Source organism: Candidatus Lariskella endosymbiont of Hedychridium roseum (assembly GCF_964020185.1).
Lineage (GTDB): Bacteria > Pseudomonadota > Alphaproteobacteria > Rickettsiales > Midichloriaceae > Lariskella.
Genome location: NZ_OZ026538.1, coordinates 266,433 through 285,621 on the forward strand (window position 1 = coordinate 266,433; position 19,189 = coordinate 285,621).

The window sequence follows — 19,189 nt, forward strand, 5'->3', positions numbered from 1 at the left end:
AACGTATATAACGTTATTATTAGCTAGCAGCTTTGATATTATGATCTTTAGTGTTGTGCAGGATAATAATGACTGCGCTGTCCCTTTTATATGATTTTTTAGATTGATTTGCGCTTTTAATATATTATTTGCACAATTTTGTACTGTGAGGGGCTTTGATGCTCTCTTACGCACAGCTGCTATGTTTTTATATACTGGCCTTGTCTTCTAAGATTTTATATTGATGCTGTTTGTGTTTACTGCTTATAAGCTCGCTTCTTGTGTGCTTTATTTGGTTTGAGTCGTGAAATTGCTTTTAATGTGCTTCATAGTATAGGTACAGCATATGTTGATTGCGTTATACTTTTGCTTATAGGCTGTATAATGTATTTTTGTTGAGCTGTATTAGTATATTTATATGCACTTGGCTTCATTGTTTTATACAAGAATTTACATGGCTTTTTATAGATGCTTTATAAGGTAGTTTTTCATAGTGCAGTAATAGCAAATTTCAGTTTACAGCTCGTATATTGCTTATAAGTTTTTGCTTTATACTTTGTGACCATTGTGCTTTTTTGTTTATTAGCTTTTGAAAAAGAGATTTTTTGCTTATGAACTACTTAATGCTTGCGAGAGTGGCTGCAATTTTCCTTTCTGATGCAGTGGTACTAGCATTAGAGGTGGCTTTATCACATGTTATATGCACTAAGCTTGCATGAATAATATTGTGCTTTAACTTTTTCAAGGAGAGGGTGTGTAGATGCATGAGATATTGTAGTAGTGATTTTGATCATACAGCTTGAGAGAAGGAGCTTCGCGCTTCCTTTTAGAATTGCATGGTGCTGCATTCATTGCTTTGCTTATGTCATGCTAGCTTTACTAGATATTTTTTTAACTTTCAATTGAGTATTTTGTGCTGCTATTTAAACTGAAAAATCGAATCAGACGGTCTTTTGGAAAGACATTAAGTGTTGCTGAAATTCCAAATCTAATACAGGTGCAAAAGAATTCTTACGAGGATTTTTTGCAGCTTGATGTTCCTGCAGAGCAAAGAAAAAATAAGGGATTAGAAGCGGTCTTCCGTTCTGTTTTTCCAATTTCTGATTATGATGGTCGCGCAACAGTTGAGTATGTTAGATACGCTTTGGATACTCCTAAGTATGATATTGAGGAGTGTATGCAGCGTGATGTGAGCTATGCAGCTCCTCTGCGTGTTACAATGCGCTTGATAGTCTGGGATCTTGATGAAGAGATAGGAATGAAGGAAGTTAAAGGTATCAAGGAGCAAGATGTCTATATAGGTGAAATTCCGCTTATGACAAAAAATGGTACTTTTGTCATAAATGGTGCGCAGCGTGTTATTGTTTCGCAGATGCACCGTTCACCAGGTGTCTTTTATTATCATGATGGTGGTAAGAGTAATATAGCTGGAAAATATCTCTATTTTGCTCGTGTGATTCCTTATCGTGGCTCATGGCTGGATTTTGAGTTCGATGCGAAGGATATACTATTTTTTAGAATAGATAGAAAGAGAAAGTTATATGTCACTACTTTGCTCAAAGCGCTTGGTTATTCCAAAGATCAGATTCTCGGAGAGTTTTATAATTTTAGAAAGTGTCTAAAATATGGCGACTCATGGGTTAGTGATTTTGATTTAGAAAAGCTGAAAAATTCTAAAATTACCAAAAACGTTATAGATCTTAGAACAGGAAAAGTAGTTATAGATAGTGGAACACGTTTGACATCTAAGATTATCCAAAAATTTGGCGCAGAAGATATCAAGAATTCGGCAGTTTTTGAGGATTTACAAGGTTTGTCTGTTGCGCATTCTATAGTTGATCCTGAAACTGGGGAAGAGATTATAGCAAGTGGAGAAGAAATTACTCCAAACATTTTGAAGCGAATAGAAGCTATAGATCTCAAAGAAGTTCATGTTATAGATATAGATAATGTTAAAGTATGGCCTTATATAAGAAATACTTTGATGTTAGATAAGAACCTTACACAAGAGGATGCTATATCTGACATATATAGGGTGCTTAGACCCGGTGAGCCTGCAACTGCTGAAGTTGCGACATCTCTATTTAACGGTATCTTTTTTGATCCAGAGCGTTATGATTTATCTGCTGTTGGTAGGATGAAACTTAATGCTAAGCATGAAATTAACATGCCAGAAGATTATACAACTCTGACGCGTGAAGATATCTTAGCAATAATTAAGTATTTAATCAGTGTAAAAGACGGATATGGTGAGATAGACGATATCGATAGCTTAAGTAATAGAAGAGTAAGATCTGTTGGAGAGCTTGTCGAGAATCAGTTCCGTTTAGGACTTGTTCGAATGGAGAGAGCTATCCTGGAGCGTATGGGCTCTGTTGAGATTGATAGTGTGATGCCGCATGATCTTGTGAATTCAAAGGCATTAATGTCAGTAATTAGAGATTTCTTTGGTACGTCACAGTTATCACAATTTATGGATCAAACAAATCCACTGTCTGAAGTGACGCATAAAAGACGTGTATCTGCTCTGGGACCAGGTGGATTAACTAGGGAGAGAGCTGGTTTTGAGGTTCGTGACGTGCATCCGACTCACTACGGTAGGATATGTCCAATAGAAACTCCAGAAGGGCAAAATATAGGTTTGATAAATTCCCTTGCTACTTATGCTAGAGTAAATAAATATGGTTTTATAGAGAGTCCATATAGAAAAGTAGCTGATGGTCAGGTTACAGAAGAAATTACATATCTTTCTGCAATAGAAGAAGGAAGATATGCTATTGCGCCTGCAAATGTGAAGTTAACTGATGATAAAAGCTTTGTTGAAGAGATAGTGCCATGTAGAAGACGCGGAGAGGGCACTTTAGCTCCAAAATCTGAGATTAGTTATGTAGATGTGTCACCTAAACAGCTAGTTTCAGTAGCAGCTTCTTTAATTCCTTTTTTGGAAAACAATGATGCAAACAGGGCTCTTATGGGCTCTAACATGCAAAGACAAGCTGTTCCATCGCTGAATAGTGAAGCGCCCTTCGTAGGAACTGGGATGGAAAGTGTCGTAGCTAGAGATTCTGGTGCTGTAGTTATAGCGAAAAATTCTGGTACTGTTGATCAGGTTGATGCAAGAAGGATAGTTGTTAGGTATAAGGACGACCAATCTGGTGTGCCTGGAGTTGATATATATACTTTAAATAAGTACAAGAAATCTAATCAGGGCACATGTATAAACCAAAAGCCTATAGTTAAGGTTGGTGATTTTGTAGAAAAAGGCGATGTCATAGCGGATGGTTCATGTACAGATTATGGAGAGCTTGCTCTGGGACGTAATGTACTCGTCGCATTCATGCCTTGGAAAGGTTACAACTTTGAGGACTCTATATTACTTTCTGAAAGGATAGTAAAGGAGGATATATTTACCTCTATACATGTGGAAGAATTTCAGGTAATAGCAAGGGATACGAGGCTTGGGCCTGAAGAAGTTACACGTGATATTCCAAACGTCAGTGAAGAAAATTTAAAGTACTTAGATGAGATTGGTATAGTACACGTTGGTGCAGATGTAAAAGCAGGTGATATATTAGTTGGTAAAGTTACTCCAAAGACAGAATCCCCGCTCAGTGCAGAAGAGAAATTACTAAGGTCTTTATTCGGTGAAAAAGGAAAAGATGTTAGAGATTCTTCTTTGAGAGTTCCTCCTGGTGTTAAAGGTGTAGTCGTTGGTGTGCGTGTATTTACACGTAGAGGTATAGAAAAAGATGAACGTGCGATAGCTCTTGAGAAAGTTGAGATAGAGAAAGTTGAAAAAGATAAAGAAGATAAGGTTTCAATAATTAAAGTCTTTGCTTATTCTAGAGTTGCTGAATTATTAGTTGGAAAAATTATAGTTAGCGCTCCGAAACCCCTTGTTCCGGGGGATGTCCTGACTCAGCAAGTGTTCGACAAGCTACCAAAGAGGCAACTATGGCAAATTGTTGTTGACGATGCTCAAAATATGTCAGAGCTTGAACGCATTAAGCTTTTCTATGATAGGTCGATAGAGGAGCTTGAAGAAGAACTCAAGCATAAGGTTAAGAAAATTCAGAGTGGTGATGATCTGCCACATGGTGCACTAAAACTTGTGAAAGTTTATTTGGCTACAAAGCTCAAATTGCAACCTGGTGATAAAATGGCTGGTAGACATGGTAACAAAGGGGTTGTGTCTAAAATCTTGCCAGTTGAGGATATGCCATTTTTGGAAGATGGTACTCATGTTGATATAGTACTAAATCCTCTTGGTGTTCCTTCACGTATGAACGTTGGACAGATTTTAGAGACGCACCTTGGCTGGGCTTCTGTCAACTTAGGAAAGAAAATTAGTGAAGTTTTGAGAAGCATTAATGACTCTTCTGAAGTCAGCGAGCTTAGAAAAGAAATATTAAACTTATATCCTTCAGATCGTCAATCGGATGTGGCAGTTCGTGAAATTATTAAATCTATGTCAGATGAAAGTGTCATAGAGTTAGCTAAGACTCTTAGTAAAGGTGTTCCGTTTGCAACTCCAGTGTTTGACGGAGCTAAGGAGGATGAAATCAATGAAATGCTGACAAAAGCAGGTGTGGATGCTTCAGGGCAGATGACTTTAATAGATGGAAGAACAGGTGAGAAGTTTGATAGAAAGGTCACTGTTGGCTATATATACATGCTTAAATTAGATCACTTGGTGGACAATAAAATTCATGCAAGGTCTACTGGTCCTTATAGCTTGATTACTCAACAGCCTCTTGGTGGGAAGGCACATTTTGGTGGCCAAAGATTTGGTGAGATGGAATGTTGGGGGCTGCAGGCGTACGGTGCTGCTTATACTCTTCAGGAGATGTTGACTGTTAAGTCAGACGATGTAGAGGGAAGAGTTAAGATATATGAATCAATTATTCGTGGAGATCCTATATTCGAATGTGGTGTGCCAGAATCATTTAACGTTATGATAAAAGAATTGATGTCTCTATGCTTAAACGTAGAAATGATTACTGATGATAATGATGATAAGAATGATAACGAGGATTAGTATTCAGTGTTAAGCGTTCAGGTAATTGAGTCTATTTTTGTATGTTGTTTGTAGTGTTAATTTAGAGCAGTTAATTAGTCGCCTGCATTATAATTTTAAGAAGTGGAGGATTTATATTGATTGCAAGCAATTATTATGCACTGAAAATCCTGCAGAAAAAGTGGCACAATTGTCAAAAACCTTATAGATTTTGTTAAGTAGTATTTTTTGCAAGTATTGGACAAATTATATATATGACAATTAGCGCAGAGCTGTTCTAAGAGCTAATTTTTATACATTTAACTTTCCGCAAAAATTTATTTGCCCAGCAAATCGATTTTTGACGTGCAGACTTATTGAGATATATACCTTTTGGAAAATAGAGTGATTTTACTAATCAAGTAATATTAACTCTTTGTGTATATAAGTTATTAATTTCTTATTTGGAATTAATCTTGTTGATATACGTGTAGCGTAAATAAGGCATAGCCTACTTGATGTAGATTTCTGTGGTTTTAGCATGAAATCATGCAACGTATAGGTTGGATTCAAGTCATGTTATGCCAAGAGTCTAGATATTTTTGTTGGTAGTTGTTGCCGCAGTGCTAGTTGTGTAAATTTAGTGAATAAAGGTTGTATGGCTGATTTTAGAGATGAAGAAATTGTGAATGATTTGGATACTCAAAGCGAAGATTTATTTCAGAAATCTTCCAATACAACGCCTCATTCAGCAAATTTTGATTATTTAGGTCTGCTCAGAGATATAAACGATTTTAGTAAAATCAGGATATCTTTAGTTAGTCCTGAAAGGATTAGATCTTGGTCTTATGGTGAAGTAAAGAAGCCAGACACAGTTAATTATAGAACTATAAAACCTGAGAATGGTGGGTTGTTCTGTGCTCGTATTTTTGGGCCAGTTAAGGATTATGAATGCCTTTGTGGAAAGTATAGGCGTATGAAACATCGTGGTGTTATATGCAACAAGTGCGGTGTTGAAGTAACTACTTCTAAGGTGCGTCGTGAGAGAATGGGGCATATTGAGCTTGCAACTCCTGTGGTGCATATTTGGTTCTTAAGATCTCTTCCTTCCAGGATTAGTGCGCTTCTAGATCTTCCGCTTAAGTCTATAGATGAAGTACTCGCTTTTGAGTCGTATGTTATCACTGAGCCTGGTATGTCTACTTTTAGATATGGCCAGCTGATATCTGAAGATGAGTATTATGAAGCACAGGAGAATTTTGGTGAGAGCTCTTTTGAAGCTGGGACTGGTGCTGAGGTTATAAAGAAAATGCTTCAAGATCTTGATTTGCCAGCTTTGAGAATAAGCTTGCGTTCCGATATAACAAGTGTGACTTCTGAAGTAAAAAGAAAGAAGATAGTAAAGCGCCTAAAGTTAGTTGAACAGTTTATAGAATCTGGCAACAAACCGGAGTGGATGGTGCTTGAGGTACTTCCTCTGATTCCACCTGATTTAAGACCTCTTGTTATGCTGGATGGTGGGCGATTTGCTACTTCTGATTTAAACGAGCTTTATAGACGAGTGATCAACAGAAACAATCGTCTAAAACGTTTGATAGAGTTAAAAGCACCTGAGATTATCATACGTAACGAGAAGCGTATGTTACAAGAATCTGTTGATGCATTATTTGATAACGGCAGAAAGGGAAAAACACTAAAGAGCTCTAATAAGCGTCCACTTAAGTCGCTTGCTGATATGCTGAAGGGTAAGCAGGGACGTTTCAGACAGAACTTGCTTGGAAAAAGGGTAGATTACTCAGGGCGTTCTGTGATTGTTGTTGGGCCTGAATTAAAGCTACATCAGTGTGGTCTTCCAAAGCAAATGGCGCTTGAGCTATTCAAGCCGTTTGTATATTCCAAGCTTGAGATGTATGGAATATCGACTACATTGAAAGCGGCGAAAAAGATGGTTGAAGCAGAGAGGCCTGAGGTATGGGATGTGCTAGAAGAGGTTATTAGGGAGCATCCTGTACTATTGAATCGTGCACCTACGCTCCATAGGCTCGGGATTCAGGCGTTTGAACCACTTTTGATAGAAGGAAAAGCAATACAGTTGCATCCACTTGTTTGTGCAGCGTTTAATGCTGACTTTGATGGTGATCAAATGGCTGTGCACGTGCCGCTTTCTATAGAAGCGCAGCTTGAAGCGAGAGCGCTTATGATGTCGACAAATAATATTTTGAGCCCTGCCAACGGTAAGCCTATAATAGTTCCTACTCAAGATATAATTCTTGGACTTTATTACATGAGTTTGATCTTTGATAATGAAGAAGGGCACGGTAAAGTATTCAATAATATTGGTGAGCTAGAGCATGCGTTAAATGCTAATAAAGTTTCTCTGCACGCCAAGATCAAGTATTATTGTACGATCAAAGATGTTGATGGAAATCCAGTAAAATTTATTGCTGAGACTAATCCTGGGCGTATATTGATTTCAGAGCTATTGCCTAATGAGTCTAATCTTGACTTTGAGGTGGTGAACAAGCTTATGACAAAGAAGGAAGTTTCACGTTTGATAGATTTAGTCTACCGTAGTTGTGGGCAGAAGAGTGCTGTAATCTTCACAGATAAATTGATGCAGCTAGGTTTCTTTTATGCATGCAAAGCTGGGATCTCTATAGGAAAAGATGATATGGTGATTCCAAAGAGCAAAGAGACGCATATAAGCGAAGCAAGAACTGAAGTTATGCAGTATGAGAATCAGTATGCAGATGGTTTGATAACAATTGGTGAGAAATATAACAAAGTAGTTGATGCTTGGTCTCGTTGTACAGATAAAATTGCTGTTGATATGATGAGAGCGATTTCAAATACTCAGTCTGTTGGTGCTGGACATACAGGGGTAAATAATATCTTTATGATGGCTGACTCAGGTGCTAGGGGTTCTACTGCGCAGATTAAACAGCTCGCTGGAATGAGAGGTTTGATGACAAAGCCATCTGGTGCTATTATTGAGACTCCTATTGTTTCAAATTTTAAAGAGGGTCTTTCAGAACTTGAGTACTTTATTTCGACACACGGTGCTCGTAAAGGTCTTGCAGATACTGCGCTTAAAACTGCTAACTCTGGTTACTTGACAAGAAAACTTGTGGACGTTGCGCAAGATTGTATAGTTGTTAAAGAAGATTGTGGTACTGACAGGGGTCTTGTCGTTCGGCCAGTCATAGAAAGTGGTGAGGTTGTTGTCCCGCTTTCTTCTATCATACTTGGAAGAGTTGCTGCTAATGATGTTTATCATTCTACTCAAGATAAGATCATTGTTCGCAAAGGTGAGTTGATGAACGAAAAAATGGTGGCTGATATAGAGGAAGCTGGTATTGATTCGATAAAAGTTAGATCTGTGCTTACATGCGAATCTAAAATGGGTGTATGTACTAAATGCTATGGTAGAGATCTTGCTGCTGGTAAGCTGATAAGTGTTGGTGAAGCAGTTGGAGTGATTGCAGCTCAGTCGATAGGTGAGCCAGGAACACAGCTAACCATGAGAACTTTCCACATTGGTGGTGCAGCACAGAGTGCTTCTGTTCAATCTGCTGCTATTGCATCTTATGCTGGTATATTACGCTTAGTACATCATAATGTGGTGTTGGATAGTGATTCCAGAAAAGTTGTAATGAGTAGAAGTTGTGAAGCGATAGTTGTAGATAAGAATAATGTTGAAAAAGCACGCTATAAGATTCCTTATGGTGCTAAATTATTGATCGATGATGGCGAGGAAATTAAACCTGGTGCAAAGATTGCTACTTGGGATCCGTTTACAATTCCTATTATAGTCGAGAAAACAGGTATAGTTTCGTTGCTCGATCTAATAGACGGTGTATCAGTGAAGGAAGTTCAAGATGATGTGACTGGTATAGTCAATAGAGTAGTTATTGATAGCAAAAAGTATGTTAAAGGTAATGAACTACGTCCTAGAGTTATAGTAAAAGGTGATGATGGGGAAGTACTCACACTATCTAATGGTCTTGAAGCTAAGTATTTCCTACAGGTTGGCGCGATCTTAAATATATCTGATAACGATTCTGTACATGCTGGTGACGTTATTGCCAGGATTCCTAAAGAGTCTTCTAGAAGTAAGGATATTACTGGTGGTCTTCCTAAAGTTGTGGAATTATTTGAGGCACGCCAACCAAAAGATCATTCTATCATCAGTGAGATTGATGGATATGTTGAATTTGGTAAGGATTATAAGTCGAAAAGACGTATTATAGTGAGACCTGTGGACAACAAAGAGTCTGCTGTGGAATATCTGATTTCTAGGGAACGTCATATTACAGTGAACGAGGGAGATTATGTTTCCAAGGGTGATATGTTGATTGAGGGGAACCCTTCTCCACATGATATACTTAGAATTATGGGGATTGAGGCACTTGCTAAGTATATAGTTGAAGATGTACAACAGGTTTATAGGCTGCAAGGTGTTGATATCAACGATAAGCATATCGAGGTGATATTAAGGCAGATGATGCAAAAGGTTGAGATTGTTGATCATGGAGAGACTACTTTCATAGTCGGTGAATATGTTGATAAGGATGAATTTGAAGAAGTGAACCGTAAAACAGTACAAGATGGTTATTCTCCAGCTGTTTCTTTGCCTGTTCTTCAAGGTATTACAAAAGCTTCATTGCAAACAAGATCATTCTTGTCTGCTGCTTCGTTCCAAGAGACAACCAGAGTTTTAACAGATGCTGCGGTTGCAGGTAAAGATGATCCATTGCTTGGATTAAAAGAAAACGTAATAGTTGGGCGTTTGATTCCTGCTGGTACAGGGTTTTATATGCGTAAAGCTAAGAAACATCAGTCATTTGATTGAAGAGTTAGAATCTATAGATAAAAAATCACAACAAATTGACACAGATACCATCAGCTGAGCAACAAAATACACAATATAAAGTTGCACCAAGGAATTTCAAAAGCTAAAATGCATATTTCTGGCGGATGGACTTGAAAACTCTTCATAATTGTTTATTAGATGTGTGATTCGTAGGCATTGTTACATTTTACTTGTCAGATTTAATTGTAACTTTCCAGAATTGTATTTGTTTTTAAGTACTGTTAGTTTTTGCTCATATTTGTAGTTTTGAAGCGCATATGGTTCGTTAGCAGGGTTGTAAGCTGCCTCTATTTCTGCTTGCGAGGGAGCAAGAGTTTGTAGAGCTTGAAAAGTTTCCCAAGGAGTTTTTCCTTTTAATGAGCTATGAGACCTGTGTCTGTTATAATATTCTTCCCATTGTTGAAGTTTTGCGGATAAATCAGCATCTTTAATGTTAATGCTGCTGTAGAACTCGTCTAAGTCAGTTCTTTGAGATCTCTCGACTTTTCCATTAAGATGTGGCGAAGCTGGCCTTGATAGGTCGAAATTTAATCTTCCATTCTTTTAGTCTATCTTGAAATGCATTCTCTGCCCCTATCAGTTTGGATCCTTTGTATGCAAAATGGCATCCTCTCACGCAATTTATTTAGGAAGTCTAAAGTATGGTAAATTAAGTTGAGGTTTGCGTATTAAAGAATTGAACCAAAGCACACATATGTTATTACTTTTTCCGAAAATCTTCGCTGTATGAGGATGGCATTTTCCTTTGAGTGTAACACACATCTATATATACGCAAACTTCAACTTAATTTACTATATTTGCTGACGTACGCCTGCTGTATAAAGCAATGACCTTGTAGCGAGTACAATCATCAATAGCTGTATACTGATAAAGACCTGCTGCTATCTTACATATGGTAAATTGAGCTGAGGTTTGCGTATTAAAGAATTGAACCAAAACATACATATGTTATTACTTTTTTCCGAAAATCTTCGTTGTATGAGGATGGCATTTTTCCTTTGAGTGTAACACACATCTATATATATGCGCAAACTTCAACTTAATTTACTATACATCCATTTGTACAAGCTCTCCAGGATATTTACAGTTGTAGCGTTTTGTTTGTTTTCTATAATGACGCTTCAAAAAAAGGTCACCAACATTATGCTTTTTTAATGTTTTATGGATCGTTGATAAAGAGAAAGATAAAGAATATAAGCGTTGCAACTCCGTTTGCAGTCGTCTTGCACCTAGTTTTCTTTCTTTTCTTAGCGTTAAGATAAGATGTTCATTATGATCATTCCTTTTTTGATATGGAGAAAACAGGCCTACAGCTTTTGTTTTTGAGTCCATTTATCCCTAATTCTTCATATCTCCTAAGCCATTTACGCAGTGTAAAACTGAAATCCCAAAATGCTTACATACAGCTGCATAACTACCTAGCTGCCAATATAGCTCTAGCCATTGAAGACGTAATTTAACATTTGAGACTGTCTTGCATATAGCTACTTAATTAATCAGTAACAACCGTGTCATTACTTTGAAAAAACGGCATTGCTAACTAAAGATAGATATCAGCAAGTCTTTATTAAAAAGCATTAGGATAGAGTTATAGATCATATCTATGGCCTTACTGTAACGTTTGGTTTTACGATGAAACCTGGCTAAATAGTGCCGTATTAATGAGTTGAATGATTCCACTAAAGACGTTTCTGCCTTAGTAGAATAGTGTTTTTTAGCAATCCTAAATTTTTCATAAACGTCGTAATGGTCACTGCATGATATCTCTATCTCGTAGCTACTTTGTAATCGCATGGCAATCGGAAGATAGGATGCAAAATCCCTGACAATGCTCACTTCAAAATCAACAACTTTATTTCTGTCCCTATCAACAGCAAGCCAAATGTAGACTTTGTTAGTTTTTTTTGGCAATAACTAAAAAGCTCATCCAGCTCAATAATTGAGATTTGCTTGGCATCCTCAGGTATCGTAACATCATTCAGCCTTTGTTTTAGAAGCTTTGAGAATTTTCTAATCCACTTTATTATAAGTGAACTCGAGACCTTTTCTAATCTCTCGATTGATCTAATTCCAACTCCCTCCAGATACATACTAACAACCTTCATCTTTTTATTAAGGCTGTACTTTACTCTCATATCTCCAGACTTATAGCTCTTTTTACACTCTAGGCACTTATACCTCTGACGACCTTTAATATAGCCATTCTTTGTGCTTCCTATGCTGCCACAATGCTTACAACTTAACATATATAATGCTTCCAATATAACTTACTATCAAGGCAGTATACATATACGCGAATTTAAAAGCAAAATCTATTCTTGGTTAGCAATGCCGAAAAAACAATCAACGTTGATAATAGATCTTACATCTATATAGTAATAATGTCTACGAATCACACACTTGCCATATTTTTATGCTTTTTATTTCATACTCACTTTTTATATCTTGATTCCTAACTTTTGTCAGTACCTTTATCACTTATGCTATACTGTTTTGTCGATGATTTTATGAAAGATCTATGGACCCGTATTGCCGGGAATTAGCACCTTAGTGGCTCAATTTTAATTGGCAACTCGCGCTAGTTATATGTAGGATTTAGTATTATTTATTTCAGATCGACATTAAAATGCATGGTGAATGTCCCACCTTCTGGTTCGATTTTTGCAGAAGCATTATATACCAGTGGGTAGTTATATTTTCCATGCCCGAAGTTATTTGTTTTATAGACAGGAATATCAGATTGATCAGCAAACCTTTGCAGAGCGTATTCTACATCAGAATCTTTTGATGCCGCTTCAAAATCTCCAAATAATATTGCTTTTGCTCCAGAAAAAACTCCAGCTGATTTTAGGTGCCAAAGCATCCTATCAATTTTATATCCTGGTTCTGCCCAATCCTCAATAAAGATTATTTTCCCTTCTGTTTGTATTTGCCATGAAGTTCCAATGCTGGACTGTATAATAGTTAGATTGCCACCTGTTAAATTGCCGCAAATGCTTTTTGATATTTTTGCGGGACCATTAATTGGTATCAGACCAGGTAATGTAGAACTATTTATTTCTCCACTTGCTAGATCACAGACTATTTGCAGTCCTTTTAAGTCTTTATTAGGAGCTATCATGTCAGTCAAGACTGTCCCATGTATAGTTTGCCACCCAAATTTTTGAGAAAGGAATAGATGTAAAGCTGTAATATCGCTATAACCAATTAATATTTTTTTATTATTTGGTTCTTTCATATCTGATATTACATCCATTAACCTGCCAACACCATATCCGCCGCGTAGACACCAGATAACAGTATTAGGAACATCAGAGTTTAGCGCATCCTGTAGTTGAGATGCTCTTTGTTCATCCGTATTTGCATGGAACCTTGTATCGCCACCAAAAAGATTTTTATTAATGTGAAGCTTAAATGGAAAAACATTCTCAATCTGCTTTAGCGTTTCCATTGGTACACCAGAAGCAGGTGCTATTATCTCTATATTTTTATTCTTCAGCTCGCTTAGCATCGTTTTTGCAGACAAAACTCTATTATTTTCCGAAGTCTCAACGGAGAATCCTGAACTACAGAAAATTTCCATAACAAATAACAAAATTATAGGTAAAATACTAGGCATAATAACAACTATAGTTTGATCAATTTTATATACCCGTCATACTTTTCAAAATTAATATGGCGCTTTGCAGTGCAATAGCAAGATCTACATTCTTTCTCCTGCGATATATGTATAGAGTGTTCTAGCTTCATATTTTGTTTTTGAAAGAATAGACCAATACACTACCATATTTTCTATGACCTTTTTAACATAAAGTTTAGTTTCATTAAATGGAATCATTTCAATCCAATCAATAACATCCTCTATAGATGTGCTTTTTCTAATATCACCATAATCTACAATCCATTTATTTACTCTAGCGATTCCAGCATTATAAGCTGCTATAGATAAAACATAGTTTCCATCAAATTTCTCCATTATACTATCTAGATAAAAGCAGCCTTGAGCTGCGTTTGCATCTGCGCTGTATATATATGAATTTTGATGCATACTGAGTTGTTTAGCACACTGCTTTGCTGTTTCAGGCATTAGTTGCATTAACCCTACGGCTCCTGCTATGCTTACTGTGGTTTGGTCAAAGTCGCTTTCCTGACGCATGATTGCATAGTAAAGCGAATCGTTATAGGTATTTTTATGTATGTCAAATTTAATATGTGTTGGATAGCATGGCCTTGTAAGTGAATGTCCGTTACTAATCAGATATTTAGCGAAGGTAGTAGCAAGAGCATACGAAGATGTGCTTATATAGTGTTTTGCTATGTGGTTTGTGAATTTGCTATCTAATTTTGATTCTGAGATAGATTTTAGTAATGTAAACGCATGTTTTTTATATCCGGTGTTAAACATCAACCTAGCAGCAATTGCTATTTTTTTTACTTCTTCAGGAGAAAATGCTTTTTTTTGTATATGATAATCAATAGCAGCAGTTTTCTTGAATAAATCTATTTTTGAATCTGGATATGCTATAGCCAATGCCAACTGCCCATAGAAATTTCCAGGATATTCGCATGCTACTCTCAACCAGTGTTCTGACTTTTTTGTATCGCCTGTAGCATGGTGCGCTCTGTACAGCCAATATGCAGCCTGAGCCTTTGAATTTGCAGTATTAGAGTTGTTAAAGAATTGTTGTAGATAATCAATCGAAGCAGATGGTTGATTTAATAAACGCAACGATATAAAACCAGCGTACCAATTAACATCTACTAAATCTTGCCTGTTTCGTAGACCGTGATTTTGATGAAGTTGCATCGCTATTTTATATTGTTTTTCTCTGATCGCATTTTTAATTGCGATTCTCTTAAGAGGCCACCATTTGTCAAAATTTGACTTAGGTTGGATTTGTAGCAGAAGCTTCAGCGCCTCTTTGTCTTCATTGTTTCGCAATAAGTACTTGATATACATATAATGCAAAAAATTGTCGTCAATTAGGTTTTTACCTACACTTTTCAGTATTCTTGGTATTTCGCTGGGGTTTGATGCTGCTTTGAGTTTTAGCATGAATATTGGCTGCGAACTTTTTTCTGCATTTGCAAGAAGATTTTTCGCCGACTCATAATGGCCATTCCAAATCAATTTATTTAACTTCTTAGATATCTCTGGTCTTGTAACAGATGAGATATAAACTCTACGGAAATGATCTTCTAGCTTGCTATTCAATACATTATTTACCCATAATTCTCTGAGTTTTAGCTCTGTTCCTATGCGTTCTTTATACGTCATATTTGCAGCTCTTATTTTAGCATCTAAAAATAAGAATCTTGAGTTTATTGAGGCAGGAGGGTGTATAGAAAACCACAGCAGACTATCAGTAGGATTGTTAACATTTAGATTTGCTTCTATTTCATCTTGAAAAGTTTTAGTAATCCAGTTGTTTTCTGAGATAAAATTTGCAATATCACGCATTCCCATATTGCTTCTGTTTGACAGTATTGTAACTAAGGTGACAAGCTTTTTTGTATACTTCGGATAATTCGACTTATCAGCGATCTCGTAAGCTTTCTGTAAATCTCCAGCTTTCGCAGCTCGAATCGCCTCCTCTTGTGTTTTTTCGTATTCTATATTTGTGTTGAGAGCAACTTGAGTGCATAATGATTTAACACTTGCTATTGCAATACATTGCAATTGAAAAAAGCAAAGAATAAACGCGATGAAATACCGATAGCTTCCCATAATCAGTATAAATTAAATAAATATGTTTCATCACTTGATTTTGTAAAAGGCTTATAAGTCAACAAAGACTGAGCGCGCAGTACGGCACTGCTGACAATGCCACTTGCGCAAACTCCTTTAGCCTGATTTCACATATAATACCAACTCCCCAAATAACATAACACTTTAGCTTCGTCTTTTCTTTAAAATTTAAATACGCTTCTAGTAGATGTACCTCTAGTACAGCTAAACTCGAATCTCATCTGAAATCTTCTAAAAAATACGCAGCTAATATATGCTGTTATTTGTGGGATTTGGTATTACTTCGTTAATTTCTTAGCAAATATAAAAGTATTTGATTAGGAAATTAACTGGCACTCTAAAAATCGCGCTTAAATCCTAATACAAGTACTTTTCCGGCAGTTTTCACATACGTTTGCATTCTTCCTAGCTTTTTGAAGTATAACTTCGTTTGTACTAAATAAATACAAAGCATTCATTTACCTGCGGTATATAAAAGCATCAATAGTATATGTACTCGGTCCATCAACGAACTTGCCGTGACAAAAGTCCAAACCTTTAAGGTTAAACAGGACGTATATGAATGATTATATTCTTAGCTCTTGAAAAGAAAAGAAAATCTTCAAATTACTTGTGCATCTAAAACAGCTGTTCGTTCTCATAATAATCTGAAATGAATCTGTCCAGTAGTCTGACTCCAAATCCTGTTGCGCCTTTTGGTGAGTGATCTGTTCCGTGTTTATTCCAAGTAACTCCTGCAATATCAAGATGTGCCCATGGATAATTGTTCACGAATCTATGTAAAAAATGAGCAGCGGTGATACTGCCAGCGCCACGACCTGAACCTGTATTTTTAACATCTGCAATATCAGAATTAATCTGTTTATCATAGTGTTCATGCATCGGTAACTGCCATACATGTTCTCCTGTCTTATTCCCAGATTCCATAAGCTGACGGGCAATTTCTTCATTATTTGAAAAGAGACCCCCATATAAATCTCCAAGTGCAATAGTAATCGCTCCAGTTAAGGTAGCAAGATCTATTATAAGCTTTGGTTTATATTCCTTTTGTGTATACCAAAGTGCATCTGCGAGTACTAATCTTCCTTCTGCATCTGTATTATCAACTTCTACAGTTTGGCCAGACATTGTGCGTATAACGTCGCTAGGTCTTTGTGCGGTTCCAGATGGCATATTCTCTACAAGGCCTAAAACTCCGACTGCGTTAACATTTGCCTTTCTCTTTGCAAGCGCCATCATGAGGCCTGTTACAACTCCAGCACCGCCCATATCGTATTTCATTTCTGAAATGCTTGAATGAGTCTTAATATTTATACCGCCAGTATCAAATGTTACACCTTTTCCAACAAAAGCGATTGGCGGAGTTTCTGGACTACTTAAATTGCCTTTCCATTCCATAATTGCCAAATATGGCTCTTTAACACTGCCTTGAGCGACACCCAAAAGTGCTCCCATACCAAGCGATTGCATCTCAGATGCATTCAGAATTTTAATCTGTAATCCGAATTGTGAGAGACCTTTTACTATTTCGACAAAAGATTCTGGAAACAGGTCATTAGCAGGCTTTGATATTAAATCCCTAGAAAATAGAGCGCCATCAATTACAGCTTCTGTACTTTGGAACTTGGTTTGACACTGCACAAAGTCATCTAACATAACATTTACATGTTTAATATATGTCAGGTGCTCAGACTTTTTCGCTACATAATATTCATTAAATCCATAATTTTTCAGCTTAATTCCAGAAACAATTGCAAGCGCTGCAGCATTTGCATCTATCTCAACACCTTCTTCTAATTCTATAACAAGATCAGCTTTTGATATCTTAAGGCGATTTAAACGAGTAGCTATGCTGCCGCCAATACTTATCAATTTTAACTCTGTTAACGACTTTATATTTCCTATTCCAACAAGTAGTATTAGAGCTTTTCCTGTTTCTGCAGGGCTGTGTATTGACAATATTTCAGAGCTTTTTCCAGAGAAAAACTGTGTTTCTTGATTATAGTCGATTGCTTTACTAACTACATTTGTGCTGTCAAGATCAAGTAATGTTTGTGGTAGCAACAAACTCTCGGATACTAGAAAAATTGAGACTTTTGAAGCTGTAGATTTTAAATCACCAAAAGAGAATTCCATATTATTCATAAAAACTAATTCAATCTCCAAATCAAATTATCAAAATATTGCACACAAAAAACAATTTTAAGTTATGCGCTACATCTTGGCGTTGTCAATTAAAAATATAAGCCTATATTTAACAGGCTTTAAATTCAAAACTTAAAGAGTTACAAAGATTATTATTGGATGTATTGTAAATTTTCTACAAACCATAATTACCCAGTGATATAATACAAGCAACTGCTGAGAAAATATAGTAAAAACTTCTAATATATGAACTGCTGGTTTTTATGTGAAATTTTGATTCTTTTAGTTGTAGATTGTTTATATAAGTAATGGTTTGGCATAAATTATTAATTATAATATAACTCTTAGTGGTTTATTTTGTTATAGTGATTATTGGATCGTACTTGAGCAATGCTGCGTGTACATAGTAAATCAGGTTGACGGCAAATTTGCATTAAGCTAGCATCGTACCTGTTATTAATAGGTTAAGTGATAAATGTTTAAGAACATATTATATTGCGTGATATTTAGCGTCGTAACACAAGCATCTTGTTTCGCAGTGGATGTAGTGTGTGATGTAACGCCGCAAATTTGGGGATTGGAACCTCCTCCTTCTGATATTGGCAAAACTAACAATCTGCGGATAGAGACTGGTGGTGTGTATTTTTCAAGCGGTAGGTTCATTAATATTTATGGTCGTCTTCTAGATGCAAGATGCGTGCCTGTTGGCGGAGCGCGTCTGATAATTTGGCATGCTCCACCACCTAAAGGAGTCCTAAAAAGAGATGGGAATTTTCTTGGATCTGGTACTGCTATTACTGATAATCTTGGATACTTTACGTTTCTAACTGTTATGCCAGGAGCATCTGCAGGCCCAGTTCCTTACATAAATTTCCGTATAGAACATAGGGATTTTCTCCCATTTGAGACGAAGATGTTTTTTCCACAGCGCAACAATAAATCAGATAATGATTTTAAAGCACTGAAGAATAACGCTGAGCGTAACTTGCTTATTGCTAAAAAAGTAGAAAGAAAACTTGGTACGCTTAAAGACGGATGTGAAGATGAGGAGGAAGAGGAGTGGAATTACAACTTCGTTATTACTCTGGGACAGAGCGCTCTATATAAACGATATAATTAATGTATTGATTTCAGAGTCTATGCTTTAGAATATATTAGTTTAAAATAATTTGCTGGTGCTCATTTTCAAATCTATATCCTGGCTGAATATTGTTGTCTTTTTATAAATTGTTATATTGCTCTTTTACTATAAAAGCGCTGTCTATTTTCGATTTACAAGCTTTTTACTTTTTGTGAAGCAATAAAATTGTTTAGCTTAGATTTGCCTAGGCTTAGATAATAACTTCAAATATAATCTATTTTTCATGGTGTGTTTATGTTAACAGGATAATTATTAAGGATAACTTATAGTTGTATTTTTTATTAGAGAATCTCAGATAATATATC

9 protein-coding genes and 2 pseudogenes are annotated in these 19,189 nt (G+C 36.4%); 3 read left to right on the forward strand and 8 right to left on the reverse strand.

Translation table 11 applies throughout. The features are described 5' to 3' along the window. Positions 1-892: 892 nt before the first annotated feature. Together rpoB and rpoC are read left to right on the forward strand one after the other, a co-directional pair. On the forward strand, positions 893-5,017 hold the full coding sequence (rpoB, locus tag AACK98_RS01395; RefSeq protein ID WP_339041753.1) for a DNA-directed RNA polymerase subunit beta: 4,125 nt from the start codon (positions 893-895) through the stop codon (positions 5,015-5,017). A 616-nt stretch (positions 5,018-5,633) separates the two neighbouring features. Next, positions 5,634-9,827 carry a DNA-directed RNA polymerase subunit beta' gene (rpoC, locus tag AACK98_RS01400; RefSeq protein WP_339041755.1) on the forward strand — a complete coding sequence of 1,398 codons (4,194 nt, stop codon included), beginning with the start codon at positions 5,634-5,636 and terminating at the stop codon, positions 9,825-9,827. Positions 9,828-10,007: 180 nt separating this feature from the next. On the opposite strand, the pseudogene AACK98_RS01405 reads toward rpoC, so the two are convergent. The 8 genes and pseudogenes from AACK98_RS01405 to AACK98_RS01440 form a co-directional block, all read right to left on the reverse strand. Then, positions 10,008-10,313 (reverse strand): annotated as a pseudogene (locus tag AACK98_RS01405) (integrase core domain-containing protein); the annotation flags it as partial. Positions 10,314-10,644: 331 nt separating this feature from the next. Continuing rightward, positions 10,645-10,752, reverse strand: a pseudogene (locus tag AACK98_RS01410) (IS481 family transposase); the annotation flags it as partial. A 144-nt stretch (positions 10,753-10,896) separates the two neighbouring features. After that, positions 10,897-11,181 carry a hypothetical protein gene (locus AACK98_RS01415; RefSeq protein WP_339041757.1) on the reverse strand — a complete coding sequence of 95 codons (285 nt, stop codon included), beginning with the start codon at positions 11,179-11,181 and terminating at the stop codon, positions 10,897-10,899. 204 nt (positions 11,182-11,385) lie between these two features. Further along, complete coding sequence (locus AACK98_RS01420) at positions 11,386-11,760, reverse strand: IS1 family transposase (protein ID WP_339040222.1); 375 nt, start codon at positions 11,758-11,760, stop codon at positions 11,386-11,388. After that, positions 11,682-12,095: a hypothetical protein gene (locus tag AACK98_RS01425; RefSeq protein WP_339040857.1), complete on the reverse strand. Its 414-nt coding sequence runs from the start codon at positions 12,093-12,095 to the stop codon at positions 11,682-11,684. The genes AACK98_RS01420 and AACK98_RS01425 overlap by 79 nt, the downstream gene beginning before the upstream one ends. A gap of 359 nt (positions 12,096-12,454) precedes the next feature. Continuing rightward, positions 12,455-13,432, reverse strand: coding sequence for an LD-carboxypeptidase (locus AACK98_RS01430; protein ID WP_339041758.1), 978 nt, complete (start codon positions 13,430-13,432; stop codon positions 12,455-12,457). A gap of 120 nt (positions 13,433-13,552) precedes the next feature. Continuing rightward, positions 13,553-15,577 carry a lytic transglycosylase domain-containing protein gene (locus AACK98_RS01435; RefSeq protein ID WP_339041760.1) on the reverse strand — a complete coding sequence of 675 codons (2,025 nt, stop codon included), beginning with the start codon at positions 15,575-15,577 and terminating at the stop codon, positions 13,553-13,555. Positions 15,578-16,216: 639 nt separating this feature from the next. Beyond that, entirely contained in the window at positions 16,217-17,764 is a 1,548-nt protein-coding gene (locus tag AACK98_RS01440; RefSeq protein WP_339041762.1) for a leucyl aminopeptidase, read from the reverse strand. A gap of 478 nt (positions 17,765-18,242) precedes the next feature. Between AACK98_RS01440 and AACK98_RS01445 the strand changes: the two genes are divergently transcribed. Beyond that, positions 18,243-18,863, forward strand: a complete 621-nt coding sequence (locus AACK98_RS01445) for a hypothetical protein (RefSeq protein ID WP_339041764.1) — start codon at positions 18,243-18,245, stop codon at positions 18,861-18,863. The last annotated feature ends 326 nt before the right edge of the window (positions 18,864-19,189 follow it).

Coding starts and splice junctions, on each gene's coding strand:
- rpoC (WP_339041755.1), top strand. CDS start 5,634: ATGGCTGATTTTAGAGATGAAGAAATTGTGAATGATTTGGATACTCAA.
- AACK98_RS01430 (WP_339041758.1), bottom strand. CDS start 13,432: ATGGAAATTTTCTGTAGTTCAGGATTCTCCGTTGAGACTTCGGAAAAT.
- AACK98_RS01425 (WP_339040857.1), bottom strand. CDS start 12,095: ATGTTAAGTTGTAAGCATTGTGGCAGCATAGGAAGCACAAAGAATGGC.
- AACK98_RS01435 (WP_339041760.1), bottom strand. CDS start 15,577: ATGGGAAGCTATCGGTATTTCATCGCGTTTATTCTTTGCTTTTTTCAA.
- AACK98_RS01415 (WP_339041757.1), bottom strand. CDS start 11,181: ATGGACTCAAAAACAAAAGCTGTAGGCCTGTTTTCTCCATATCAAAAA.